Below are 23,622 nucleotides of genomic sequence, written 5' to 3'. Positions count from 1 at the left end.
CTCTCAGACAGCGTCCGTACGGTGCGAGACATGGGAACGAAGACAGTGGACGAGACCGGCGTGAAGACCGACGAGCAGAAGACGGACGAGACGGCCGAGGCTCCCGAGACCACCGAGGTCGAGAAGGAGGAAGGCGCGGACGTCACGCCGGACGACGCCGAATCGTCCACCTCGGAGAACGAGGGACCCACCGGCGTCGGCCAGGGCGCCGGTGCCGTGGTCTCCGCGGGGCTGGGCATCGTCTCGCTGACCGGCAGCTGGGTCGGCACCGTGGCCTCCGCGCGCGAGTCGCTGATCGGACAGCTGGAGTCGTCCTCGTCGTCCGACGTCGGCGCGCTGATCGAGAAGGGCTACGGCAACGCCTGGCACGCCACCGCGCTGTGGGGCGGCGCCTTCGCCCTGGTCGCGCTGATCGTCGGTGTCGTGGTGCTGGCCCGCCCCGCGTTCGGCGCGCCCGGCCGCCCGCAGGCCCCGGGGATCAAGTCCGTCGCCTGGGCGGGCGTCGCCCTCGGCGTCATCGGGCTGCTGCTCGCGGTCCTGAAATACACGGACATCCTGCTCGGTCTGCCGTCCACCGGCTGACCAGGCCTTTCGCAGGGGTCTTAGGGCATCAACGCGCCCTGGGCGCACGTCCTAAGACCCCTCACGCACGTCTAAGGCCCCGCCCGGTGCCGAAGATGCGGAACTTACCCGATGTGGCGGACCCCCCTGGGAGACGAAGGTTGAGGCATCGCAGAGAGCGAAGCAGCAACCGGCCTCACCACAGGAGACAGACCGTGTTCGAGTACGAGATCCAGCAGACCCGCGCCACCGAACTGATCCGCCGCGCCGACCAGGCCCGGCTGGCCCGCGAGGCCGTCCGCGCCCGCCGCGCCGCCCGCCGGGACGCCCGCCGCGCCGCCGCGCCGGAGGAGAGCCATACGTTCCGCTTCCGCAGGCACCGGTTCGCCCGGGCGGCGTGAACGGGGGACACGGGGAGGGCGGCCGCACGGCCGCCCTCCCCGTCGCCGTACCGCCCGCCGTCCACCTGCCGAAAACAGCTGCGCCGCTGTCGGACCCGCGTGCGATGCTCGCTTCCGTGGAGACCAGGTCCGTCAGTCCCGTGTTCGTCGGCCGCGCCGGCGAACTGGCCACCTTGCACGACGCGCTCGTCCGCGCCGCCTCCGCCGAGCCGCAGGCGCTGCTGCTCGGCGGCGAGGCAGGCGTGGGCAAGACCCGCCTCGTCGAGGAGTTCGCCGACGCCGCACGCCGGCAGGGCGCCGTCGTCGCGCTGGGCGGCTGCGTCGAGATCGGCGCCGACGGGCTGCCCTTCGCACCCTTCTCCACCGCCCTGCGCGCCCTGCGCCGCCAACTGCCCGGGGAACTGGCGGACGCCGCCGCCGGACAGGAGGAGGAACTGGCCCGGCTGCTGCCCGAACTGGGCGATCCCGCCGTCACCGGCCCCGGCACCGGCCGGCACGACGAGGAGAGCATGGCCCGGCTCTTCGAGCTCACCGCCCGCCTGCTGGAGCGCGTGGCCGCCCGCAACACCGTCGTCCTCGTCCTGGAGGACCTGCACTGGGCCGACGCCTCCACCCGCCACCTGATCGCCTACCTCGTCCGCACCCTGCGCACCGGCCGCCTCGTCGTCCTGGCCACCTACCGCTCCGACGACATCCACCGCCGCCACCCACTGCGCCCCCTGCTCGCCGAACTCGACCGGCTGCGCACCGTCCGCCGCATCGAGCTGGGCCGCTTCACCCGCGACGAGGTGGGCCGGCAGATCGCCGGCATCCTCGCGTACGAGCCCGACCCGCTCCAGGTCGACGAGATCTTCGAACGCTCCGACGGCAACGCCTTCTTCGTCGAGGAACTGGCCGTCGCCGCCCACGAGGGCTGCTGCACCGGCCTCACCGACTCCCTGCGCGACCTGCTCCTGGTCCGCGTCGAGGCCCTGTCCGAGAGCGCCCAGCGGGTCGCCCGGACCGTCGCCGAGGGCGGCTCCACCGTCGAGTACCGGCTGCTCGCCGCCGTCGCCTCCCTCGCCGAGGACGACCTCATCGAGGCGCTGCGCGCCGCCGTCGGCGCCAACATCCTGCTGCCCGCGCCCGACGGCGACGGCTACCGCTTCCGGCACTCCCTGGTACGCGAGGCCGTCGCCGACGACCTGCTCCCCGGCGAGCGCTCCCGCCTCAACCGCCGCTACGCCGAGGCCCTGGACGCCGACCCCACGCTGGTGCCCGCCGCCGAGCGCGTGATGCGCCTGGCCAGCTACTGGTACCACGCCCACGACCCCGCCAGGGCCCTGCCCGCCGTACTGGACGCCTCCGTCGAGGCCCGCCGCCGCCACGCCTACTCCGAGCAACTGAGGCTCCTGGAACGCGCCATGGAGCTGTGGGACTCCGTCCCCGACGACGTCCGCGCCATCCTGCGCCCCGTCGACTACACCGAGGTCTACCCGCCCTGCGGCTGCGATCCGCAGACCGCGCCCCTGCGCTACCTCGACCTCATGGCGGAGGCCGCCGTCGCCGGCCGGCTGTGCGGGGAGCGGGAACGCGCCCTGAAGATCACCAAGCGGGCGCTGCGTCTGCTGGAGGAGGAGCAGGAGGCGGGCGCGGGCATGCCCGTGAGCGGCCGGGACCCGCAGCGCGCCGCCTGGTTCTGGACGCAGCGCTCCCTGCTGGTGCAGGCCCAGGGCCGCGGTGACGGCTGGCGGGAGCTCGGCATCGCCCAGGAACTGGTCCGCGGCCTGCCGCCCTCCCAGGTGCACGCCGAGGTGCTGGCCATGGCCGCGAACTGGTCGATGCTCCACGACCCGGGCCCCGACGCGGTCGTCGCCGCCGAGCGCGCCGTCGAGTACGCGCGCATGGTCGGCGCCGACGACATCGAGCTCAACGCCCGGCTCACCCTGGGCGGCCTGATGGTCGACGCGGGGCACATCGACGCGGGGCTGGCCGAGATGTTCCAGGTCAGGGACCTGGTGGTGGCGCAGGGGCGCTCCGCCGTGGTGGCCCGCAGCCACGTCAACCTGCCGTCCGTCCTGGAGAGCGTCGGCCGTTCCGAGGACGCGCTCGGCATCCTGCGCGAGGGCGTCGAACTCACCCGGCGGATGGGGCTGCTGGAGTCCGAGGCCTGGGTGTGGGGCAATCTCTCCGAGTCGCTGCTCTCGCTCGGCCGCTGGGACGAGGCGCTGGAGGCGGCGGCACGGGCTTCAGCCCCGGGCCGCAGCCCCGCACCACGGGGCGGCGCCGCCCTCAAGAGCGCCGTCGTCGCCCTCGCCCGTGGGGAGACGGCCGAGGCCGCCCGGCTGCTCGCCGAGGCCCGCGTCGCCTACGGGACGCACGATCCCATGCCGCAGCGCCGCCTCCCGCTGGCCGGCCTCGCCATCGGCCTCGCCGCCGCCGAGGGCCGTGTCTCCGATGTTCGCGCCGAACTCGGCCGGGCCCTGGACGCGGGCCTGCCACCCGGCACCCAGCGCTACGGCTGGCCGCTGCTGCTGTCCGCCGCTCAGGCGGAGGCCGACGCGCGCGGGCTGCCGGCCGCCGAGGAGGGACGGGCCGAGGCCCTGGAGCGCCTCGCCGGGACCGCCAAGTCGCTCACCACCGGCGCACCGGTCTGGCTCGCCCACGAGAAGTGGGTCCGTGCCGAACTCCACCGGGCCGAGGGCCGGGACACCCCGGCGCTCTGGACGGAGGCGGTCACCGCCTTCGAGTGCCTGGAGCGGCCCTACGATCTCGCCCGGGTCCGGCACCGGCTCGCCGCCGCCCTCCTGGACACCGGCGGCGAGGACGACCGCGCCCGCGCCACGGAACTGCTCCGCCTGGCCGGCGCCGTCGCCCGGCACCTCGGCGCCCGTCCGCTGGCCGACGCGGTCGACCTGCTCGGCCGGCGCGCCCGCCTCACCCTGGGCCGCGCCGCCGGACCCGGGCGCGTCCCCGCCGACCCGGCCGAGGCCCTGGGGCTCACCAGCCGGGAACGCGACGTGCTGCGCCTGGTCTCCGACGGCCGCACCAACCGTCAGATAGCGGAGGAACTCTTCATCTCCCCGAAGACGGCCAGCGTCCACGTCTCCAACATCCTGGCCAAGCTCGGCGTCTCCGGCCGCGGCGAGGCGGCGGCCGTGGCCCACCGGCTGGCGCTCTTCCCGGCCGAACCGCTCATGTCCGGTTCGGCCGAGTGAGGCTTACGCTGTAAAGGACGCCGACGGACGGAGGCTTTGTGTTCAACGCATTCGAGGAACTGTTCTCCCCCGGCCGCAAGCACACCCGCGACGAGCAGAACCGACTGGAACTGACCCGCGAGGACGTCGGCGACGGCGACCCCGGCCACGGCCCGATAGACCTCTCGTCGGGCAAGGTCGTCGTCCACGTCCCGCGCCCCGCCGAGGCGGCCGACGACCGACGGCGCCCGAGCGGCCCTAGCTGACCCGCAGTTCCAGGATCCGGTCGTCGTCCTCCTTCGGGTCGCCCCGGCCGTCCGTGTTGCTGGTCACCAGCCACAGACGGTCACCGCCCGCCGCGACGACCGTACGCAGCCGCCCGTACTCGCCCTCCAGGAAGGCCTGCGGCTCGGCCGCCGCCTCCGTCCCCTTCAGCGGCACCCGCCACAGCCGCTCGCCGCCCAGGCCCGCCATCCACACCGAACCCTCGGCGAAGGCGATACCGCTGGGAGAGGCCTCGTCGGTGCTCCACTGGGCGAGCGGATCGTGGAAGCCGGAGCCGCCGCCCTTGCCCTCGGCCTCGGGCCAGCCGTAGTTGTCGCCCGGCTTGATCGCGTTCAGCTCGTCCCAGGTGTCCTGCCCGAACTCCGCGGCGAACAGCCGCTGCTCGTCGTCCCAGGCCAGCCCCTGCACGTTTCGGTGGCCGTACGAGTACACGACGGAGTCGGGGAAGGGGTTGCCCGGCGCCGGTTCGCCGTCCGGCGTCATCCGCAGGATCTTGCCGCCGAGGGACTCCTTGTCCTGGGACAGGCCCTCCTCACCGCTCTCGCCGGTGCCCGCGTAGAGCATCCCGTCGGGGCCGAAGGCGATCCGCCCGCCGTTGTGGATCACTCCCTTGGGGATGCCCCGGAAGACCGTGTCCGGCTCACCCAGCTGCTCACCGGACGGCTTCTTCTCGTCGTACCGCATGCGCACGATCCGGTTGTCCGAGGCCGAGGTGAAGTACGCGTAGACCATGTGGTCCGAGGCGTAGTCGGGGGAGAGTGCGATGCCGAGCAGACCGCCCTCGCCGGCCGCGGCCACCCCGGGCACCTCGCCCAGCTCCGTCTTCTCGCCGGTCTTCTCGTCGACCCGCGTGATCGTGGCCTCGTCGCGGGAGGAGACCAGCAGGCCACCGCCGGGCAGCGGCGCCAGGCCCCAGGGGCTCTTCAGGCCGGTGGCGACCGTACGGACCACCTCCACGGAGCCCTTCGCGGGCGGCGTCTGTTCGGCGGCCGACCCCGGGGGCGACGACTGGGCCGCCGTACTGCTCGCGGAGGCGGAGGCGGAGGCGTCCGCGCCCGACGGCTCCCCGTCGTCGGAGGAGCAGCCGGCCGTCAGCAGCAGGGCGGCGGCGGCCAACACGGCCGACACGGCTCGACGTTGCACGATCATGGTCGACGGGTCCCTTCGACGCGGCGGGTTCTCCTTGTCATACACCGCACGCGCCCTCCAAGTTCCCGATCGCCGAATCCCGAACCCGGCAATCGCCCGCGTCACTCCCACGAGCCCTGGGCCGCCGGCAGCCGGCGCACCTGAGCCAGGTCCTCCTCGGTCAGCCGCAGACCCGCCGCCCCCGCGTTCTCGCTCACCCAGCGTTCCCGCTTGGTGCCCGGCACCGGCACCACGTGCGGTCCCTGCGCCAGCACCCAGGCCAGCGCCACCTGCGCGGGCGTGACCGCGTCGCCGTGCCGGGCCGCGATCCGGCGCAGGCCCGCCACGATCGGCTGGTTGGCGGCCATCATCTCGGCGGTGAAGCGGGGGTGCCGGGCGCGCAGGTCCTCCGGCTCGAAGCCCTGCCCGGGCGTCAGCGTGCCGGTCAGGAAGCCGTTGCCGAGGGGCATCGCGGCGAGGAAGCCGACGCCGCGCGTCACGCACCACGGCAGCAGCGTCCGCAGCGCCTCCGGCGACCACACCGACAGCTCGGCCTCGACCGCGCTCACCGGGAACACCTGCTGCACCCGCTCCAGCTGCCGGACCGTGGCGTCGTGCAGCCGCGCCCCCGGCCGCCGGGCCGACCGCGCGCCGACCGCGCAGAGCCCGAGCGCCCGCACCTTCCCGGCCCGTACCAGCTCCGCCATCGCACCCCAGGTCTCCTCGACGGGCACCTCGGGGTCGGCACGGTGCAGCTGGTAGAGGTCGATGACGTCCGTCTGGAGCCGGCGCAGGGACGCGTCGCAGGCACGTTTCACATAGCCGGGGCGACCGTTGGCCACGATGTGCTGGTCGCCCACCAGCAGGCCGACCTTGGTCGACACGAAGGCGTCCGACCGCCGCTCCTTCAACACCCGTCCCAGCAGCAGCTCGTTGGTGAACGGGCCGTACATGTCCGCCGTGTCCAGCAGCGAGACACCCAGGTCGAGGGCCCGGTGCACCGCCCTGACCGACTCCTCGCCCCGCTGCCGCGACGCGCTGTACGCCCAGTTCATCGGCATGCACCCCAGTCCGACGGCCCCCACCGCGAGTGCCGTCGCGCCGATCGTCCTGCGCTCCACCGGTCGTGACCCTCCCTCGTCAGGCCACCCAACCTAACCTCTGCCCTTCCGCACCCCTGACATAGCCTCCTGACCATGACTGCTGACGTGTGGCTGCCCATCCCGCCGGACGAGATCGAAGGCCTTCCCGAGGGCCCCGCCTACCGCTACTGGAACGGCGAGGAGTCCTTCCCCGCCGACCCGGCCGACTGCGCGTACTACGTCGTCCCCTACATGAAGCCCAGCGGCGTCGGCACCCGCCCGCTGCCCGAGATGCGCTCCGTCCAGGTCGTCCAGACCCTCTCCGCCGGCATCGACCACGTGGAGCCCGGCCTGCGGCACCTGCCCGCGGGCGTCCGGCTGTGCAACGCGCGCGGTGTGCACGAGGCCAGCACCGCGGAACTCACCCTGACCCTGATACTGGCCTCCCTGCGCGGCGTCCCCGACTTCGTCCGGGCGCAGGACCGCGGCGAGTGGCTGGGCGGCTTCCGGCCCGCGCTCGCCGACCGCAAGGTGCTCATCGTCGGGTACGGATCGATCGGCGCCGCGATCGAGGACCGGCTCGTGCCGTTCGAGGTCGCGCCGGTCGTGCGCGTCGCACGCTCCGCCCGCACCACGGCGCGCGGCCCGGTGCACCCGCTCACCGAACTGCCCTCCCTGCTCCCGGAGGCGGACGTCGTCGTCCTGTCCACGCCGCTCACCGAGGAGACCCGCGGGCTGGTCGACGCGGAGTTCCTGGCCCGCATGAAGGACGGGGCCCTGCTCGTCAACGTCGCCCGCGGCCCCGTCGTCGACACGAAGGCGTTGCTCACCGAACTGGAGAGCGGACGCATCACCGCGGCCCTCGACGTGACCGACCCCGAACCGCTGCCGCCCGGTCACCCCCTGTGGCATGCTCCCGGCATACTCGTCAGCCCGCACGCCGGGGGCCCGACCTCCGCCTTCCTGCCGCGCGCCAAGCGGCTGCTGGTGGACCAGTTGAGCCGTTTCGTGAACCGGGAGCCGCTGCGCAACGTGATCCTGACGACGGGCTCGTAATCCGTTTCGGGTACCCTCCGCAACTCCCCGGACGCGGTGGGTGCGCGCATATCCGCTGGTCGTCACGGAGCGTAGAGAACCTATGTCCCTGAGTGACGATCCTGGTGTATCGTCCGACAGGGGAACGCGCCGCGCACCGGTCGGCGCCGGGGATGGATCTCAGACTGTGAGGGGGGCGACGGGCGATGCACGGCCTATGGACGAACGACCCGACGCGGTGGAGCCGCCGCCGACGACCCTGGCGCACGACCGCGACCGCAAGCGGGCGAGGCCGGTCCGGCCACGACGGTCAGTGCCGCCCTCACCGGCGCCGGCACCGCGGCCGCGGGAAGCAGACACCGCCCCTCCCGCGGGGCGCGCGGGCCGCGGGACCGGCGCGGACCGGGAGGTCCCGGTGAGTCCGCCGGCCCCCGTACCCACGCTGGACGGCGCGCCGAGGGTACAGCCCTCGTCCGGACCGCTGCCGTCCCGGCAGTCGGCCGCCACCGGCGGACCGACTCTCGTCCGCCAGCTGGTCCTGGCCCTGGTCTGCGCGGGATACGCCGTCGGTTCCGCGTTCGGCTGGGGTTCGGACCACGTCGCCAAGATCATGGGTGACTTCGGGCTGAGCGCCGCCGCGGCCGCCGCCGCGGTCTCCTGCTTCGTCTACGCCCGTGGACGCCGGGTCCGTTTCCGGCCCGCCTGGCTGCTGTTCGCACTCTCCTCGGCGATGGCGTCCCTGGGCAACGCCGTCTGGGGGTGGTACGAGGTCGTCCTGCGGCAGCCCGTGCCCAGCCCGAGCTACGCGGACCTGTTCTTCCTGTGCTTCGCGCCGCCCGCCATCGTCGGCCTGCTGGTGCTGGCCAAGCGGCCCGTGACGAAGGCGGGCTGGATCTGCCTGGGCCTCGACGCCTGGCTGATCGGCGGTTCCCTGCTGACCCTCTCGTGGAGCCTCGCGCTGGCCCAGGCGGCGAAGGCCGGGGGCGGTTCCAGCGTGGCGCACGGCGCGCTGTCGGTGGCGTACCCGCTGCTCGACATCGCCCTGGTCAGCATGGTGCTCGCGCTGCACTTCAGGCGGTCGCCCGTCTGCCGTTCCGCGGTCAACACCGCCATCGGCGCACTCGCCCTGACGGTGATGTGCGACGCCCTGTTCACCTCTCCGCTGCTGCACAACAGCTACCAGTCCGGGCAACTGCTCGACGCCGGCTGGTTCGCCGGTTCGCTGCTGCTCGCCTACGCCCCCTGGGCCGCGTCCCGGCGCGGGAGGCCGGAGAACGAGGAGCGAACCGGCGGGCACACACGCGTGGTGCGTGAGCACGTGCCCGGCCAGCGCGGCACCACCGGCCACCATCCGGCGCCCGCGTCTTCGTCCACGTCCTCGGCCGTGCCCGGACCCGGCCCGGGGGGCGAGCGCGGGCGCTATCCGGGCGCCCGGCCCATCGCCGGTTCCCTGGCCGCCCTCACGCCCTACCTCGCCGCCGCCGTCTGCACCCTGGGCATCCTCTACAACGTCCTCAACGGCCGCAGCGTCGACCGCGTGGTGCTGCTGACCGGCGGCACCGTGGTGCTCGCCCTCGTCGTGCGCCAGGGCATCATGCTGCTCGACAACATCACCCTCACCCAGGAACTGGCCCAGAAGGAGAACCACTTCCGCTCCCTGGTCCAGGGCTCCAGCGACGTCATCATGATCGCCGCACCCAACGGCATCCTCCGCTACGTCTCCCCGGCCGCCGCCGGGGTCTACGGACGCCCGGCCGAGGAGCTGGTCGGCAGTGAACTGGCCGGTCTCATCCACCCGGAGGACCTCGGCTGCGTGGTGCACGAGGTGCGACGGTTCCTCGCCGCCAGCCCGGTGGAGGAGCCCACCACGCGCATCGAGTGCCGCTTCCGCTCCGGGGGTGGGGGAGGCTGGCTCAACGTGGAGTCCACCGTCAACCGCCACCACGGCGGCCTGATCTTCAACAGCCGGGACGTGACCGAGAGAGTGCGCCTGCAGGCGCAGCTCCAGCACAACGCCGAACACGACCCGCTCACCGACCTGCCCAACCGGGCCCTGTTCACCCGGCGCGTCCAGCAGGCCCTGTCCGGCCGCCGCGCCAGTGACCGGGGAGCCGCCCTGCGCGGCACGGCGGTGCTCTTCATCGACCTCGACGGCTTCAAGGCCGTCAACGACACCATCGGGCACCAGGCCGGCGACGAGCTGCTCGTCCAGGCCGCCCGCAGACTCCAGGAGGCCGTCCGCAAGAGCGACACGGCCTCCCGGCTGGGCGGCGACGAGTTCGCGGCCCTCATTGTCGGGGACGGCGCCACCCGGGAGCGGGCGGCCCGCGAGCGGCACATCCTGGAACTCGCCGACCGTCTCAGGACGACCCTCTCGCAGCCCTACCTCATCGACGGGAACGACGTCCGCGTCAACGCCTCCATCGGAGTCGCCTTCGCCGAAGCCGGCCTCGGAGCGGGCGAGTTGCTGCGCAACGCCGACCTCGCGATGTACCGGGCCAAGGCGGGCGGCAAGGGGCGCGTCGAGCTGTACAGACCGCAGATGCAGCAGGACGTCGTACGCAAGGCCGAGCTGGCCACGCGGCTGCGGGCCGCCCTCCAGGACGGGGAGTTCGCGCTGCTGCACCAGCCGGTGGTCTCCCTCACCGACGGCCGGATCGCGTCGGTCTGCGCCCAGCCGCGCTGGCGCTCCTCCCAGGGCGTGCTGTTCACCCCCGCGGAGTTCCTGCGGGTGAGCGAGGACGGCGACAAGACCGCCGAGCTGGACCGCTGGGTGCTCCAGGAGGCCGTGGAACAGGCCGCCGAGCGCGCGGCGGCCGGGCTGTCCGCGCCCGTGGCCATACGCATCGGTGCCCGCCGCCTGCTGGACCGCTCCATGCCGCTGGGGACCGTGGAGGCCCTGCTGACCCGGCACGGGCTTCCCCCGGGCGCCCTTGTGATCGAGCTGTCGGACATCGACCCACGGGTCGGCCTGGACGAGCTGGACCGCCGGCTGAACGCCCTGCGCAGGGTCGGCGTCCGCATCGCCCTCGACGGCTTCGGCAGCGGCTACGCGACGATCACCGCACTGCGGCGTCTGCCCGTGGACGTCCTCAAGCTCGAACGCGGCCTGGTCGAGGGCGTCGTGGAGTCGGCACGGCTGCACAAGATCACCAGCGGTCTGCTGCGCATCGCCACCGACCTCGGGCTGAAGTCCGTGGCGGACGGGGTCGACCTGCCCGAGCAGATCGTCGCCCTGCGCGCGATGGGCTGCACACACGGACAGGGCATGGCGTTCTCCGGTCCGCTCGACGAGTACCGGCTGCGCAGAGCGCTCGGAACCGGCCACTACCCGGTGCCGCACGGCCCGGCCGAACCCGCCTTCGCGGGCGGTGTCACGGCCGGCCTGCCCGGCGTCCTGCGTGGTGGCACGGCCCTTCGCTCACATAATGAGACTCCCGTCCCACCCACTTGACAGTGGGTGTGTGCCGGGTGGAGGGTCAGTGCCATGCGCACCCGAATTCTCGTACTTGGAAAGCGCGTCGGCTGAGCAGGTGACGTCCGGACCGTTCCGGACTCCCCGCGACCCACACCCGGCGCGCTCCCCTCGCTTGCCTTATGGCACGAGGGGTTTTTTGTTGCACCAGCACCTTTGGGCAACAGCCACACACCGCCCGAAACCTCGCAGAACCCTCAGCATCAAACCCTCAGCATCGAGAAGAGAATGCCGATGACCGAGCAGGCCACCGGGGCCCATCACCCGCAGCCCCGGCCCCGATCCGGAGGACAGTCCGCCCCCGAGCACGTCACGGGTGCGCAGTCCCTCATCCGCTCCCTCGAGGAGGTCGGAGTCGACACGGTATTCGGCATTCCCGGCGGCACCATCCTCCCGGCGTACGACCCGCTGATGGACTCCACCAAGGTGCGCCACGTCCTGGTCCGCCACGAGCAGGGCGCCGGCCACGCGGCCACCGGCTACGCGCAGGCCACCGGCAAGGTGGGCGTCTGCATGGCGACCTCCGGCCCCGGCGCCACCAACCTGGTCACCCCGATCGCCGACGCGCACATGGACTCCGTGCCGCTGGTCGCGATCACCGGCCAGGTGGTGTCCTCCGCGATCGGCACGGACGCCTTCCAGGAGGCGGACATCGTCGGCATCACCATGCCGGTCACCAAGCACAGCTTCCTGGTCACCAAGGCCGAGGACATCCCCCGGGTGATCGCGCAGGCGTTCCACATCGCCTCCACCGGCCGCCCCGGCCCGGTCCTGGTCGACATCCCCAAGGACCTCCTCCAGAAGAAGACCACCTTCGCCTGGCCCCCGGTCATGGACCTGCCCGGCTACCGCCCGGTCACCAAGCCGCACGCCAAGCAGATCCGCGAGGCCGCCAAGCTCATCACCGCCGCCAAGCGCCCCGTGCTCTACGTCGGCGGCGGCGTCCTCAAGGCGCAGGCCACCGCCGAGCTGAAGGTCCTCGCCGAACTCACCGGAGCGCCCGTCACCACCACCCTGATGGCGCTCGGCGCGTTCCCCGACAGCCACCCGCTGCACGTGGGAATGCCGGGCATGCACGGTGCGGTCACCGCCGTCACCGCGCTGCAGAAGGCCGACCTGATCGTCGCCCTCGGCGCCCGCTTCGACGACCGCGTCACCGGCAAGCTGGACAGCTTCGCCCCGTACGCCAAGATCGTCCACGCCGACATCGACCCGGCCGAGATCGGCAAGAACCGCGCCGCCGACGTGCCGATCGTCGGCGACGCCCGCGAGGTCATCGCCGACCTCGTGCAGGCCGTCCAGAAGGAGCACAGCGAGGGCAACACCGGCGACTACAGCGCCTGGTGGAAGGACCTCAGCCGCTGGCGCGACACCTACCCCCTGGGCTACGACCAGCCGGAGGACGGTTCGCTCTCCCCGCAGCAGGTCATCGAGCGCATCGGACGGCTCGCGCCCGAGGGCACGGTCTTCGCGGCCGGCGTCGGCCAGCACCAGATGTGGGCCGCGCACTTCGTCCAGTACGAGCAGCCCGCCACCTGGCTGAACTCCGGCGGCGCCGGAACCATGGGCTATGCCGTCCCCGCCGCCATGGGCGCCAAGGCCGGCATGCCCGACCGGGCCGTCTGGGCGATCGACGGCGACGGCTGCTTCCAGATGACCAACCAGGAACTGACCACCTGCGCCCTGAACAACATCCCGATCAAGGTCGCCGTCATCAACAACGGCGCCCTCGGGATGGTCCGCCAGTGGCAGACCCTGTTCTACAACCAGCGGTACTCCAACACCGTGCTGCACTCCGGCCCCGAGGACATCAACCCCGAGGCCCGCGGCACCCGCGTCCCCGACTTCGTGAAGCTGTCGGAGGCCATGGGCTGCTACGCCATCCGCTGCGAGGACCCCGCCGACCTGGACAAGGTCATCGAGGAGGCCAACTCCATCAACGACCGCCCGGTCGTCGTGGACTTCATCGTCCACGAGGACGCGATGGTCTGGCCGATGGTCGCCGCCGGCACCTCCAACGACGAGATCATGGCCGCCCGCGACGTCCGCCCCGACTTCGGCGACAACGAAGACGACTGAGCGAGAGAGACCGAAGAGACCATGTCCAAGCACACGCTCTCCGTCCTGGTGGAGAACACCCCCGGCGTCCTGGCGCGGATCACCGCCCTCTTCTCCCGCCGCGGCTTCAACATCGACTCCCTCGCCGTCGGCGTCACCGAGCACCCCGACATCTCCCGCATCACCATCGTGGTGAGCGTCGAGGACTTCCCGCTGGAGCAGGTCACCAAGCAGCTCAACAAGCTGGTGAACGTGCTCAAGATCGTCGAGCTGGAGCCGACCCAGGCCGTCCAGCGCGAACTCGTTCTGGTGAAGGTGCGCTCCGACAACGAGACGCGCTCCCAGATCGTCGAGATCGTCCAGCTCTTCCGCGCCAAGACCGTCGACGTCTCCCCGGAGGCCGTCACCATCGAGGCCACCGGCAGCAGCGACAAGCTGTCCGCCATGCTCCGGATGCTGGAACCGTACGGCATCAAGGAACTCGTCCAGTCCGGCACGATCGCCATCGGCCGCGGCGCCCGTTCGATCACGGACCGCTCGCTGCGCGCACTCGACCGGTCCGCGTAACAACGGAAAACGGTCCGCACAACGACGGAAACGGGCGGCCGCGGACACCACCGGCCGCCCGCATTCCGAGACCCCGAAACTTCCCTTCCCCTCACCGGCATACGGTGGGACGCAACACCTGCACACAAGGAGAGAACCCAGTGGCCGAGCTGTTCTACGACGCCGACGCCGACCTGTCCATCATCCAGGGCCGCAAGGTCGCGGTCATCGGGTACGGCAGCCAGGGCCACGCCCACGCGCTGTCGCTCCGCGACTCGGGTGTCGACGTGCGCGTCGGTCTGCACGAGGGCTCCAAGTCCAAGGCCAAGGCCGAGGAGCAGGGCCTGCGCGTGGTGAGCCCGTCCGAGGCCGCCGCCGAGGCCGACGTCATCATGATCCTGGTCCCGGACCCGATCCAGGCCGAGGTCTACGAGAAGCACATCAAGGACAACCTGAAGGACGGCGACGCCCTGTTCTTCGGCCACGGCCTGAACATCCGCTACGGCTTCATCAAGCCCCCGGCCGGCGTGGACGTCTGCATGGTCGCCCCCAAGGGCCCGGGCCACCTGGTGCGCCGTCAGTACGAGGAGGGCCGCGGCGTTCCCTGCATCGCCGCCGTCGAGCAGGACGCCACGGGCAACGGCTTCGCGCTGGCCCTGTCGTACGCGAAGGGCATCGGCGGCACCCGCGCCGGCGTCATCAAGACGACCTTCACCGAGGAGACCGAGACCGACCTCTTCGGCGAGCAGGCCGTCCTGTGCGGTGGCACGGCCGCGCTGGTCAAGGCGGGCTTCGAGACCCTGACCGAGGCCGGTTACCAGCCGGAGATCGCCTACTTCGAGTGCCTGCACGAGCTGAAGCTGATCGTGGACCTCATGTACGAGGGCGGCCTGGAGAAGATGCGCTGGTCGATCTCCGAGACCGCCGAGTGGGGCGACTACGTCACCGGCCCGCGGATCATCACCGACGCCACCAAGGCCGAGATGAAGAAGGTCCTCGCCGAGATCCAGGACGGCACCTTCGCCAAGAACTGGATGGACGAGTACCACGGCGGCCTGAAGAAGTACAACGAGTACAAGAAGCAGGACTCCGAGCACCTGCTGGAGACCACCGGCAAGGAGCTGCGCAAGCTCATGAGCTGGGTCGACGAGGAGGCGTAAGCCGAACGCTCCGCGACGGTGCCGCCGGGTTCGGGCGCCGTCGCGGGGCTCCGCCCCGGACCCCGCTCCTCAAACGCCGGAGCGGCTGGATTCTCGTTGGCCACCCTGTACAGCCACTTCCGGGTGATCCTTCCGCAGAGGCGCAGGACGACCCGCGTCACGCCACTAGACTGCTGCACAACATACGCGTCAGGCCCACAGCGTCGTGCGTCTTCCACGCGGCTCAGCGACACCGAATGCGGCCGTCGGGACGGCCGTCCGCATTGGACTTGTGAGGACTCACGTGAGCTCGAAACCCGTCGTACTCATCGCCGAAGAGCTGTCGCCCGCGACCGTGGACGCGCTCGGCCCCGACTTCGAGATCCGCCAGTGCAACGGCGCGGACCGGGCCGAACTGCTCCCCGCCATCGCCGACGTGGACGCGATCCTGGTCCGCTCCGCGACCAAGGTCGACGCCGAGGCCATCGCCGCCGCCAAGAAGCTGAAGGTCGTCGCCCGCGCGGGTGTCGGCCTGGACAACGTGGACGTCTCCGCCGCCACCAAGGCCGGCGTCATGGTGGTCAACGCCCCGACCTCCAACATCGTGACCGCCGCCGAGCTGGCCTGCGGCCTGATCGTCGCCACCGCCCGCAACATCCCGCAGGCCAACGCCGCGCTGAAGAACGGCGAGTGGAAGCGCAGCAAGTACACCGGCGTCGAGCTGGCCGAGAAGACCCTCGGTGTCGTGGGCCTCGGCCGCATCGGCGCACTGGTCGCCCAGCGCATGTCGGCCTTCGGCATGAAGGTCGTCGCCTACGACCCCTACGTGCAGCCCGCGCGCGCCGCCCAGATGGGCGTCAAGGTGCTGTCGCTGGACGAGCTGCTGGAGGTCTCCGACTTCATCACCGTCCACCTCCCGAAGACCCCCGAGACCCTCGGCCTGATCGGCGACGAGGCGCTGCGCAAGGTCAAGCCCAGCGTCCGCATCGTCAACGCCGCGCGCGGCGGGATCGTCGACGAGGAGGCGCTGTACTCGGCGCTGAAGGAGGGCCGCGTCGCCGGCGCCGGCCTGGACGTGTACGCCAAGGAGCCGTGCACCGACTCGCCGCTGTTCGAGTTCGACCAGGTCGTCTGCACCCCGCACCTCGGCGCCTCCACCGACGAGGCCCAGGAGAAGGCCGGCATCGCGGTGGCCAAGTCGGTCCGCCTCGCCCTCGCCGGCGAGCTGGTCCCCGACGCGGTGAACGTCCAGGGCGGTGTCATCGCCGAGGACGTCAAGCCGGGCCTGCCGCTCGCCGAGCGCCTCGGCCGCATCTTCACCGCGCTCGCCGGCGAGGTCGCCGTCCGCCTCGACGTCGAGGTCTACGGCGAGATCACCCAGCACGACGTGAAGGTGCTGGAGCTCTCCGCCCTCAAGGGTGTCTTCGAGGACGTCGTCGACGAGACGGTCTCCTACGTCAACGCCCCGCTGTTCGCCCAGGAGCGCGGCGTCGAGGTCCGCCTGACCACCAGCTCGGAGTCCCCGGAGCACCGCAACGTGGTCACCGTGCGCGGCACCCTCTCGGACGGCGAGGAGGTGTCGGTCTCCGGCACGCTGGCCGGCCCGAAGCACCTCCAGAAGATCGTCGCCGTCGGCGAGTACGACGTGGACCTGGCCCTCGCCGACCACATGCTCGTCCTGCGCTACGAGGACCGTCCCGGCGTCGTCGGCACCGTCGGCCGCGTCATCGGTGAGGCCGGCATCAACATCGCCGGCATGCAGGTCGCCCGCGCGACGGTCGGCGGCGAGGCGCTGGCCGTGCTGACCGTCGACGACACGGTGCCCTCCGGGGTTTTGGCGGAGGTTTCGGCGGAGATCGGTGCGACGTCGGCCCGGTCGGTGAACCTGGTCTGAGCGACCGTGCCCGGGGGCTGCCGCCCCCGGACCCCCGTTCGCCCTGAACGGGCTCGTCCTCAAACGCCGGACGGGCTGGGATGTCCAGCCTGTCCGGCGTTTTCCGTGCACGCCTCCTCACGCACCCGCACCCTCCGCAGCGTCACCGACGCCAGGACCGCCGCCCCGGCCAGCACCACCGCGCCCGCGATGGCCGCCGCGTGCATCCCGCTGGTGAACGCCTCCCGGGCCGCCGTCGTCAGGGCGTCCCCCGCGCGCTCCGGCAACTGCCCGGCGACGGCCAGCGCGCCGCCCAGCGTCTCGTGCGCCACCGCCGGAGCCGAGTCCGGCATCTCGTGCCGGTAGACCGCCGTGCCGATGGAACCGAGGACCGCCATCCCGAGCGCCCCGCCGAACTCCGCGCCGGTCTCCATCAGCGAGGAAGCGGAGCCGGCGCGTTCCACCGGGGCGGCGCTCAGCGCGAGGTCCATGATCTGGGACATCACCATGGTGACGCCGGAGGCGAGGACACCGCAGGAGACCAGGCCCAGGGCCAGCGCGTCCGTGTCCACCAGCGTCAGCAGCGCGTAGCCGCACGCGGCCAGGCCGAAGCCCGCGGACACCACATGGGCGCGGTTGACGCCGCCCTGCACCAGACGGGTGGCGAGCGGGGCCGCGAAGCCGATCGGCACCGAGGGCAGCAGCGCCCACAGGGCGGCCTCCAGCGCGCTCTTGCCCAGGACCGACTGGATGTACTGCGTGGTGAAGAACGCCGAGCCCATCATCGCGAACATCGTGACCAGGTTGAGGACGACGGCGGGGGCGAAACCGCGTCCGCGGAAGAGGGCGGGGGAGACCATCGGCGAGGCGGCGGTCCGCTGCCGGTGCACGAACAGGGCCGCGAAGAGCAGGCCCACGGTGACCGCCATGACGTAGCGGACGTTCAAGCCCTCGGACGGGATCTCTTTCAGGCCGTAGACGACCGGGAGGACCGCGGCCATCGACAGCGGGACGCTCACCCAGTCGAAGCGGCCCGGCGCCGGGTCCTTCGACTCGGGCAGCAGGAGCGGGCCCAGGATCAGGAGCAGGGCCATCGCCGGCAGGTTCACCAGGAAGACCGAGCCCCACCAGAAGAACTCCACGAGCACCCCGCTCAGCACCGAGCCGAGCGCCACGCCGCCCGTCATCACGCCGGACCAGATCGCGATGGCCTGCGCCCGCTGTCCGGGGTCGGTGAAGAGCGAGCGGACCAGGGCCAGCGTCGACGGCATCAGCGTGGCGCCGCCGATGCCGAGCAGCGCGCGAGCCGCGATGAGCATCTCGGCGCTGTCCGCGTACGCCGCCGCCAGCGAGGCGGCACCGAAGGCGGCGGCACCGATCAGCAGCAGCCTGCGGCGGCCGACGCGGTCGCCGACCGAGCCCATGGTGATGAGCAGGCCGGCCACGGCGAAGGCGTAGACGTCGAAGATCCACAGCTGCTGGGTGCCGCTCGGAGACAGGTCGGCGTTGATCGCCGGGATCGCGAAGTACAGGACCGACACGTCCATGGAGACCAGCAGCAGCGGAAGCATGAGAACGCAGAGCGCCGTCCACTCTCGGCGGCCGGCGCGGGGCGGGTTGGGTGTCATGCGAGCGACTATACGGGCGTCTTATACGGCTGTCTATGACGTGCGTATAGGACGGGCGTATGGACCGGGGATAGGGTGGCCGCATGGGACACCGTGAGGATCTGCTCGCCGGCGCCAAGCGCTGCCTGCTGGAGAAGGGGTTCACGCGCACCACCGCGCGGGACATCGTCAAGGAGTCGGGGACCAACCTCGCGTCGATCGGCTACCACTACGGCTCCAAGGACGCCCTGCTCGTCCAGGCGTACATCGAGCTGGTGGAGACGATGTCCGAGGCGTTCGAAGGGGACCCGGAAGGCGACCTGCCCGGCGAACCGGGCTCCCCGGAACGGTTCACGGCCGTGTGGTCGAACATCATCGGGACCATGCGAGAGCCGGGCTCGCTGTGGCGGCTCAGCATGGAGATCGTGGCCATGGGCGACGAGCTGCCCCAGGTCCGGGAGCACCTGGCCCGTGCCCAGCGGGCGGGCGCGCGCGGCCTCGTCACGCTCTTCATGGGCGGCCGTGAGGAGGAGGTCCCGGAGGAGACCGTCGACACCCTCGGCGGCTTCTACGTCAGCCTGCTGATGGGCCTCATGGTCCAGTGGTCGTTCAGCCCGCAGGACGCCCCCGACGCAGACCGGCTCACCGAGGGTCTGCGTCAGGCGGTCGAGGGCTTCGGCAAGAGCTGACCCGGCTCACAGCCGCGCGCGCTTCAACGCCATGTGCAGCAGCAGCCGGTCCTCCCCGTCGTCCAGGTCCAGGCCCGTCAGCTGCTCGACGCGGGACAGGCGGTAGTACAGGGTCTGGCGGTGGATGCCCAGCTCGGCGGCGGTGCGGCCGGCCTGGCCCGCGCAGTCCAGGTAGACCTCGGCGGTGCGGGCCAGCTCACGGTGCGTGGGGGAGAGCAGCACCCGTACGGCCGGATCGTGGGCCGACCGCGCCGGCAGCGCGGTCAGCAGCCGGAACGCCCCGATGGACGTCCACTCGGCGACCGGCCCGAACCGGCTCTCGGCGCGCGCCGCCCGGGCCGCCGCCGACGCCTCCTGCCAGGCGGCCCCCAGTTCCGCCAGGCCGGTGCGCGGGGCGGACACCCCGGCCGCCGCGCCCGCGCCCGCACGGGCCGCCGCCACCGCCCCGGCCGCCGACCCGCCGGCCCCGGCCGCCGCGCCCCGCGCCCGCTCCAGCATCCGCCCCGCCGCCGACGTCGCAGGGGTCAGCACGTCCGCCGACCGCAGCCGCACCAGCAGCGCCAGCGACTGGGCCGAAGCGCCCCACGGCACGGCGCACAGCGCCGTCGCCCCCGGCACCGTACGGACCGACGGGGCGTCGTCGGGGTCGGCCGACGGCCAGGGCGCCACGCACACCACCGCGTGCGGGGTGTCCGCGCGGGCGCCGAGCGCGGTGCGCAGCTCGGCCACCGCCATGTCCCGCTGCCAGTCGCGCTCGGCGGTCAACACCGCCCGCAGCTCCCGGCTCAGGTCGGCGCCGTGCTGCGCCTCGTCCGCGAGCAGCGCGCCGATCCGGCCGGTGACCTCCATGGCCGCCGCCAGCTGCCGGTCGGTCGGACCGGGGTCGGTGTCCAGCAGCCACACGTAGCCGAGGACGACACCCCGATGGCGTACCGGCAGGCAGGTGCGTCCGCGGTAGACCCCCGCCTCCGGGGTCGGCGGGATGCGGACCGGGCCCTTGGCCCGGGTGATGCCGAAGCCCTCGAACCAGGCCCGGACGGCCGCGGTGGAGCGCCGGGTCAGGATCGAGCGGGTGCGCACCGGGTCCAGGACGGACGGATCGAGGTCGCCCTCGCTGTCGTAGGCGCCGAAGGCGATCAGCTCGAAGTCGCGGTTCTCCAGGGTCGCGGGGGCGCCCAGCAGCTCGGAGATCTCGTCGATCAGCTCCTGGTAGTCGCCACTGGGACCACCGGAGCCTGCGGAACCTCTGGAATCCGACGTCACCCGGGCATTCTGCCGCATTTGTGCGCTGCCTTCATACATCTGTCTGAGATCCGCCGCACGGATGCGTGACAGCTGTCGATGGCCCACGATCGGGGTCATCCTTAGATTTCACGGTGGTTCTCCGTGCCGTTCCCGAAACGTCGGGTGGACGGCCCTGTGTTGGTTGGTAAGTGGAGGTGCCCCGTGCTGGGTCCCGTGATTCTCGCCGCGTCGCGCAGCGACCGGATGCGTCGGCTGGTTTCCGCCGCGCCCGTGACCAAGCCGGTCGTCGACCGGTTCATCCCCGGCGAGACGGTCGATCAGATCGTTCCGATCGTCCAGGAGCTGACCGATCAGGGCCTGGAGCTGACGATGGACGTCGTCGGCGAGGACATCACCACCCCCGCGCAGGCCGAGGCCGCCCGCGACGCCTACCTGGAGCTGGTCGACCGGCTCAAGCCGCTGGACCTCGGCACCCGCGCCGAGATGTCGGTGAAGCTGTCGATGTTCGGCCAGGCGCTGGACGGCGGCCACGAGCTGGCCCTGAAAAACGTCCGCCCGGTCGTCGAGGCCGCCGCCGAGATCGGCACCACGGTCACCCTCGACGCCGAGGACCACACCACCCTCGACTCGATGTTCGCCATCCACGACGAGCTGCGGAAGGACTTCCCGCAGACCGGCTGCGTCATCCAGTCCTACCTCTTCCGCACAGAGGAGGACGCGCGCCGCCTCGCCGCGGCCGGCTCTCGCGTACGGTTGGTGAAGGGCGCCTACAAGGAGCCCGCCGAGGTCGCCTACCAGCAGAAGCACGAGATCGACAAGGCGTACGTGCGCATCCTGCGGACCCTGATGGAGGGCGAGGGCTACCCGATGATCGGGTCGCACGACCCCCGTCTGATCTCCATCGCGCAGGAACTGGCCCGCACCGCCGGACGCAAGCTCGACGAGTACGAGTTCCAGATGCTGTACGGCATCCGCGGCGACGAGCACCTGCGGCTCGCCGCCGAAGGCCACCGCATGCGCGTGTACACCGCCTACGGCACCGACTGGTACGGCTACTTCATGCGCCGTCTGGCGGAGAAGCCGGCCAACCTCCGGTTCTTCGCCCGCTCGATGGTCAGCAAGGGCTGAGCCCACCCGCTCGCAAGACCGCTCAGTTAAGGAGTTACGGAACCCATGGACGCTGTGACCCAGGTCCCCACCCCCGTCAACGAGCCGGTGCACGGCTACGCCCCCGGTTCGCCCGAGCGCGCCCGTCTGGAGGCCAAGCTCAAGGAGCTGGCCGACAACCCGGTCGACCTTCCGTGCACCATCGGCGGCGAGAAGCGGATGGGCGGCGGCGAGCGCTTCGACGTCGTGCAGCCGCACAACCACAAGTCCCGCCTGGGCACGTACGCGAACGCCACGCAGCAGGACGCCCAGGACGCGATCGACGCGGCCCTGGCCGCCGCCCCGGCCTGGCGCGCGATGTCCTTCGACGACCGCGCGGCGATCATCCTGCGCGCCGCCGAGCTGCTGTCCGGCCCGTGGCGCGAGACCATCGCCGCCTCCACGATGCTCGGCCAGTCCAAGACGGCCCAGCAGGCCGAGATCGACAGCCCCTGCGAGCTGATCGACTTCTGGCGCTTCAACGTCCACTACGCCCGAGGCATCCTGGCCGAGCAGCCCCCGGCCAACTCCCAGGGCGTGTGGAACCGCATGGACCACCGCCCGCTGGAGGGCTTCGTCTACGCGATCACGCCGTTCAACTTCAGCGCGATCGCCGCCAACCTGCCCACCGCCCCCGCCCTGATGGGCAACGTGGTGGTCTGGAAGCCGTCCCCGACCCAGACCCACGCCGCCGTGCTGCTGATGCAGCTGCTGGAGGAGGCCGGGCTGCCCAAGGGCGTCATCAACCTGGTCACCGGCGACGGCATCGCGGTCTCCGAGGTCGCCCTGGAGCACCGGGACCTCGCGGGCATCCACTTCACCGGCTCGACCAAGACCTTCCAGCACCTGTGGAAGACGGTCGGCAACAACATCGAGAAGTACCGCACCTACCCGCGCCTGGTCGGCGAGACCGGCGGCAAGGACTTCCTCGTCGCCCACCCGAGCGCCGACCGCGCCGTGCTGAAGACCGCCCTGACCCGCGGTGCCTTCGAGTACCAGGGCCAGAAGTGCAGCGCCACCTCCCGCGCGTACATCCCGGCGTCCATCTGGAACGACGGCTTCAAGGAGGAGTTCGCGGCCGAGGTCGACTACCTCACCATGGGTGACGTCACCGACCTGTCGAACTTCATCGGCGCCGTCATCGACGAGCGGTCCTTCGCCAAGAACAAGGCCGCCATCGACCGGGCCAAGGAGGACGAGACCTGCACGATCGTCGCGGGCGGCTCCTACGACGACTCGGTCGGCTACTTCGTCCGCCCGACGGTCGTCGAGTGCACCGACCCGGAGAACGAGGTGTTCCGCACCGAGTACTTCGGTCCGTTCCTCGCGGTGCACGTCTACGACGACAGCAAGGCCGACGCGTACGACGAGATGCTGACCCAGATGGAGTCGGTGTCCGACTACGCCCTCACCGGCTCGGTCATCTCGGGCGACCGCGCGGCGGCGGCGTACACGATGGAGAAGCTGCGCTACGCGGCCGGCAACTTCTACATCAACGACAAGTCGACCGGCGCCGTCGTCGGCCAGCAGCCCTTCGGCGGCGGCCGTGCCTCCGGCACGAACGACAAGGCCGGTGCCCCGCAGAACCTGATGCGCTGGACCCTGACCCGCGCCATCAAGGAGACGCTGGTCGCCCCGACCGACTACGCGTACCCGCACATGGGCTGACGCCCACCCGAACCCGGACGGGCCAGGTCTCCCCCCGACCTGGCCCGTCCGACGTTTTCGCAGGTCACAGCGGAGTGACCGACGGCACTGTCTCAGATAGTAGGAAGTCCGAGTAATTGTGGAGACAGACGCTCCGCGCTCCCTTAGTTTTGTAGGAGCCGAACGTCCCGCTCGATCGAGCGGATGGCGGTCGTGAGCCGTGCCCGTGCAGGCAACCCCTGCGGCACCGTGCTCCCCGCCCTTTCCGGTGTCTCCCCGTACCACTCGCTTTCCGCGCTCTCCCGCGTGCCGAAGGAGTCGATTCCCATGGCCGAGACCACCGTCCGCCGCCGAGTCCGCCACCTCTCTCGTACCAGCGATTCCGACCGCAAGAACGCGGCCGCCGCCCTCCAGCGCGCCCTCGACCGCCGGGACAACGGCGGCTCCACCGGGCACTGAGTCGGAGATGACGCGCCGGCGTCCGCATGCCGGACGCCTCATGTCATCCCGTGGGACGAGGAGTAGGGTG

General features: G+C 71.8%; 18 protein-coding genes. 14 read left to right on the top strand and 4 right to left on the bottom strand.

Annotated elements, in window-relative coordinates; genetic code table 11:
* Nucleotides 1-30 precede the first annotated feature (30 nt).
* From KUM03_RS10715 to KUM03_RS10700, 4 genes are all read left to right on the top strand, one after another.
* On the top strand, nucleotides 31-582 hold the full coding sequence (locus KUM03_RS10715; protein WP_217246792.1) for a hypothetical protein: 552 nt from the start codon (nucleotides 31-33) through the stop codon (nucleotides 580-582).
* 194 nt (nucleotides 583-776) lie between these two features.
* Nucleotides 777-962 carry a hypothetical protein gene (locus tag KUM03_RS10710; protein ID WP_217246791.1) on the top strand — a complete coding sequence of 62 codons (186 nt, stop codon included), beginning with the start codon at nucleotides 777-779 and terminating at the stop codon, nucleotides 960-962.
* Nucleotides 963-1,066: 104 nt separating this feature from the next.
* On the top strand, nucleotides 1,067-4,159 hold the full coding sequence (locus KUM03_RS10705) for a helix-turn-helix transcriptional regulator (protein WP_217246868.1): 3,093 nt from the start codon (nucleotides 1,067-1,069) through the stop codon (nucleotides 4,157-4,159).
* A gap of 38 nt (nucleotides 4,160-4,197) precedes the next feature.
* Nucleotides 4,198-4,404, top strand: a complete 207-nt coding sequence (locus KUM03_RS10700) for a DUF6191 domain-containing protein (protein ID WP_217246790.1) — start codon at nucleotides 4,198-4,200, stop codon at nucleotides 4,402-4,404.
* Here the strand turns inward: KUM03_RS10700 and KUM03_RS10695 are convergent.
* Together KUM03_RS10695 and KUM03_RS10690 are read right to left on the bottom strand one after the other, a co-directional pair.
* Nucleotides 4,397-5,572 (bottom strand): sorbosone dehydrogenase family protein, encoded by a 1,176-nt coding sequence (locus KUM03_RS10695; RefSeq protein WP_217246789.1) that lies wholly within the window; start codon nucleotides 5,570-5,572, stop codon nucleotides 4,397-4,399. The two genes, KUM03_RS10700 and KUM03_RS10695, sit on opposite strands and share 8 nt — an antisense overlap.
* Nucleotides 5,573-5,673: 101 nt before the next feature.
* Nucleotides 5,674-6,672, bottom strand: a complete 999-nt coding sequence (locus KUM03_RS10690; protein ID WP_217246788.1) for an aldo/keto reductase — start codon at nucleotides 6,670-6,672, stop codon at nucleotides 5,674-5,676.
* 75 nt (nucleotides 6,673-6,747) lie between these two features.
* Here KUM03_RS10690 and KUM03_RS10685 point away from each other — a divergent pair, with 75 nt between their 5' ends.
* The 6 genes from KUM03_RS10685 (at nucleotide 6,748) to serA (ending at nucleotide 16,780) form a co-directional block, all read left to right on the top strand.
* Nucleotides 6,748-7,689: a 2-hydroxyacid dehydrogenase gene (locus KUM03_RS10685; protein ID WP_217246787.1), complete on the top strand. Its 942-nt coding sequence runs from the start codon at nucleotides 6,748-6,750 to the stop codon at nucleotides 7,687-7,689.
* Between the two features lie 394 nt (nucleotides 7,690-8,083).
* Complete coding sequence (locus KUM03_RS10680) at nucleotides 8,084-11,122, top strand: bifunctional diguanylate cyclase/phosphodiesterase (RefSeq protein WP_217246786.1); 3,039 nt, start codon at nucleotides 8,084-8,086, stop codon at nucleotides 11,120-11,122.
* 255 nt (nucleotides 11,123-11,377) lie between these two features.
* Entirely contained in the window at nucleotides 11,378-13,222 is a 1,845-nt protein-coding gene (locus KUM03_RS10675) for an acetolactate synthase large subunit (protein WP_217246785.1), read from the top strand.
* A 21-nt stretch (nucleotides 13,223-13,243) separates the two neighbouring features.
* On the top strand, nucleotides 13,244-13,768 hold the full coding sequence (gene ilvN / locus KUM03_RS10670) for an acetolactate synthase small subunit (protein WP_019329768.1): 525 nt from the start codon (nucleotides 13,244-13,246) through the stop codon (nucleotides 13,766-13,768).
* Between the two features lie 140 nt (nucleotides 13,769-13,908).
* Nucleotides 13,909-14,907: a ketol-acid reductoisomerase gene (gene ilvC, locus KUM03_RS10665; RefSeq protein ID WP_217246784.1), complete on the top strand. Its 999-nt coding sequence runs from the start codon at nucleotides 13,909-13,911 to the stop codon at nucleotides 14,905-14,907.
* Between the two features lie 283 nt (nucleotides 14,908-15,190).
* Nucleotides 15,191-16,780 carry a phosphoglycerate dehydrogenase gene (gene serA / locus KUM03_RS10660; protein WP_217246783.1) on the top strand — a complete coding sequence of 530 codons (1,590 nt, stop codon included), beginning with the start codon at nucleotides 15,191-15,193 and terminating at the stop codon, nucleotides 16,778-16,780.
* 59 nt (nucleotides 16,781-16,839) lie between these two features.
* Here serA and KUM03_RS10655 read toward each other — a convergent pair whose 3' ends face one another.
* Nucleotides 16,840-18,387: an MFS transporter gene (locus KUM03_RS10655; protein ID WP_217246782.1), complete on the bottom strand. Its 1,548-nt coding sequence runs from the start codon at nucleotides 18,385-18,387 to the stop codon at nucleotides 16,840-16,842.
* 83 nt (nucleotides 18,388-18,470) lie between these two features.
* Between KUM03_RS10655 and KUM03_RS10650 the strand changes: the two genes are divergently transcribed.
* Entirely contained in the window at nucleotides 18,471-19,055 is a 585-nt protein-coding gene (locus tag KUM03_RS10650) for a TetR/AcrR family transcriptional regulator (protein ID WP_217246781.1), read from the top strand.
* A gap of 6 nt (nucleotides 19,056-19,061) precedes the next feature.
* On the opposite strand, the gene KUM03_RS10645 is transcribed toward KUM03_RS10650, so the two are convergent.
* Nucleotides 19,062-20,336 (bottom strand): CdaR family transcriptional regulator, encoded by a 1,275-nt coding sequence (locus tag KUM03_RS10645; RefSeq protein WP_217246780.1) that lies wholly within the window; start codon nucleotides 20,334-20,336, stop codon nucleotides 19,062-19,064.
* A 165-nt stretch (nucleotides 20,337-20,501) separates the two neighbouring features.
* Between KUM03_RS10645 and KUM03_RS10640 the strand changes: the two genes are divergently transcribed.
* The 3 genes from KUM03_RS10640 (at nucleotide 20,502) to KUM03_RS38845 (ending at nucleotide 23,552) form a co-directional block, all read left to right on the top strand.
* On the top strand, nucleotides 20,502-21,428 hold the full coding sequence (locus KUM03_RS10640) for a proline dehydrogenase family protein (protein ID WP_217246779.1): 927 nt from the start codon (nucleotides 20,502-20,504) through the stop codon (nucleotides 21,426-21,428).
* Nucleotides 21,429-21,473: 45 nt separating this feature from the next.
* Complete coding sequence (pruA, locus tag KUM03_RS10635) at nucleotides 21,474-23,114, top strand: L-glutamate gamma-semialdehyde dehydrogenase (protein WP_217246778.1); 1,641 nt, start codon at nucleotides 21,474-21,476, stop codon at nucleotides 23,112-23,114.
* A 306-nt stretch (nucleotides 23,115-23,420) separates the two neighbouring features.
* Nucleotides 23,421-23,552 carry a hypothetical protein gene (locus tag KUM03_RS38845; protein ID WP_302185845.1) on the top strand — a complete coding sequence of 44 codons (132 nt, stop codon included), beginning with the start codon at nucleotides 23,421-23,423 and terminating at the stop codon, nucleotides 23,550-23,552.
* Nucleotides 23,553-23,622 lie beyond the last annotated feature (70 nt).

This window comes from Streptomyces sp. AC602_WCS936, assembly GCF_019049125.1.
Taxonomy (GTDB): Bacteria; Actinomycetota; Actinomycetes; order Streptomycetales; family Streptomycetaceae; genus Streptomyces.
The sequence above is the reverse complement of the archived record's forward strand: the minus strand, read 5'-3'. Positions and strand labels throughout refer to the sequence as shown.

What these genes read in the sequence shown, in the direction of transcription:
- KUM03_RS10715 (WP_217246792.1), top strand. Translation starts at nt 31, where the DNA reads ATGGGAACGAAGACAGTGGACGAGACCGGCGTGAAGACCGACGAGCAG.
- KUM03_RS10705 (WP_217246868.1), top strand. Translation starts at nt 1,067, where the DNA reads ATGCTCGCTTCCGTGGAGACCAGGTCCGTCAGTCCCGTGTTCGTCGGC.
- KUM03_RS10695 (WP_217246789.1), bottom strand. Translation starts at nt 5,572, where the DNA reads ATGATCGTGCAACGTCGAGCCGTGTCGGCCGTGTTGGCCGCCGCCGCC.
- KUM03_RS10685 (WP_217246787.1), top strand. Translation starts at nt 6,748, where the DNA reads ATGACTGCTGACGTGTGGCTGCCCATCCCGCCGGACGAGATCGAAGGC.
- KUM03_RS10675 (WP_217246785.1), top strand. Translation starts at nt 11,378, where the DNA reads ATGACCGAGCAGGCCACCGGGGCCCATCACCCGCAGCCCCGGCCCCGA.
- ilvN (WP_019329768.1), top strand. Translation starts at nt 13,244, where the DNA reads ATGTCCAAGCACACGCTCTCCGTCCTGGTGGAGAACACCCCCGGCGTC.
- KUM03_RS10655 (WP_217246782.1), bottom strand. Translation starts at nt 18,387, where the DNA reads ATGACACCCAACCCGCCCCGCGCCGGCCGCCGAGAGTGGACGGCGCTC.
- KUM03_RS10650 (WP_217246781.1), top strand. Translation starts at nt 18,471, where the DNA reads ATGGGACACCGTGAGGATCTGCTCGCCGGCGCCAAGCGCTGCCTGCTG.
- KUM03_RS10645 (WP_217246780.1), bottom strand. Translation starts at nt 20,336, where the DNA reads ATGCGGCAGAATGCCCGGGTGACGTCGGATTCCAGAGGTTCCGCAGGC.
- pruA (WP_217246778.1), top strand. Translation starts at nt 21,474, where the DNA reads ATGGACGCTGTGACCCAGGTCCCCACCCCCGTCAACGAGCCGGTGCAC.
- KUM03_RS38845 (WP_302185845.1), top strand. Translation starts at nt 23,421, where the DNA reads ATGGCCGAGACCACCGTCCGCCGCCGAGTCCGCCACCTCTCTCGTACC.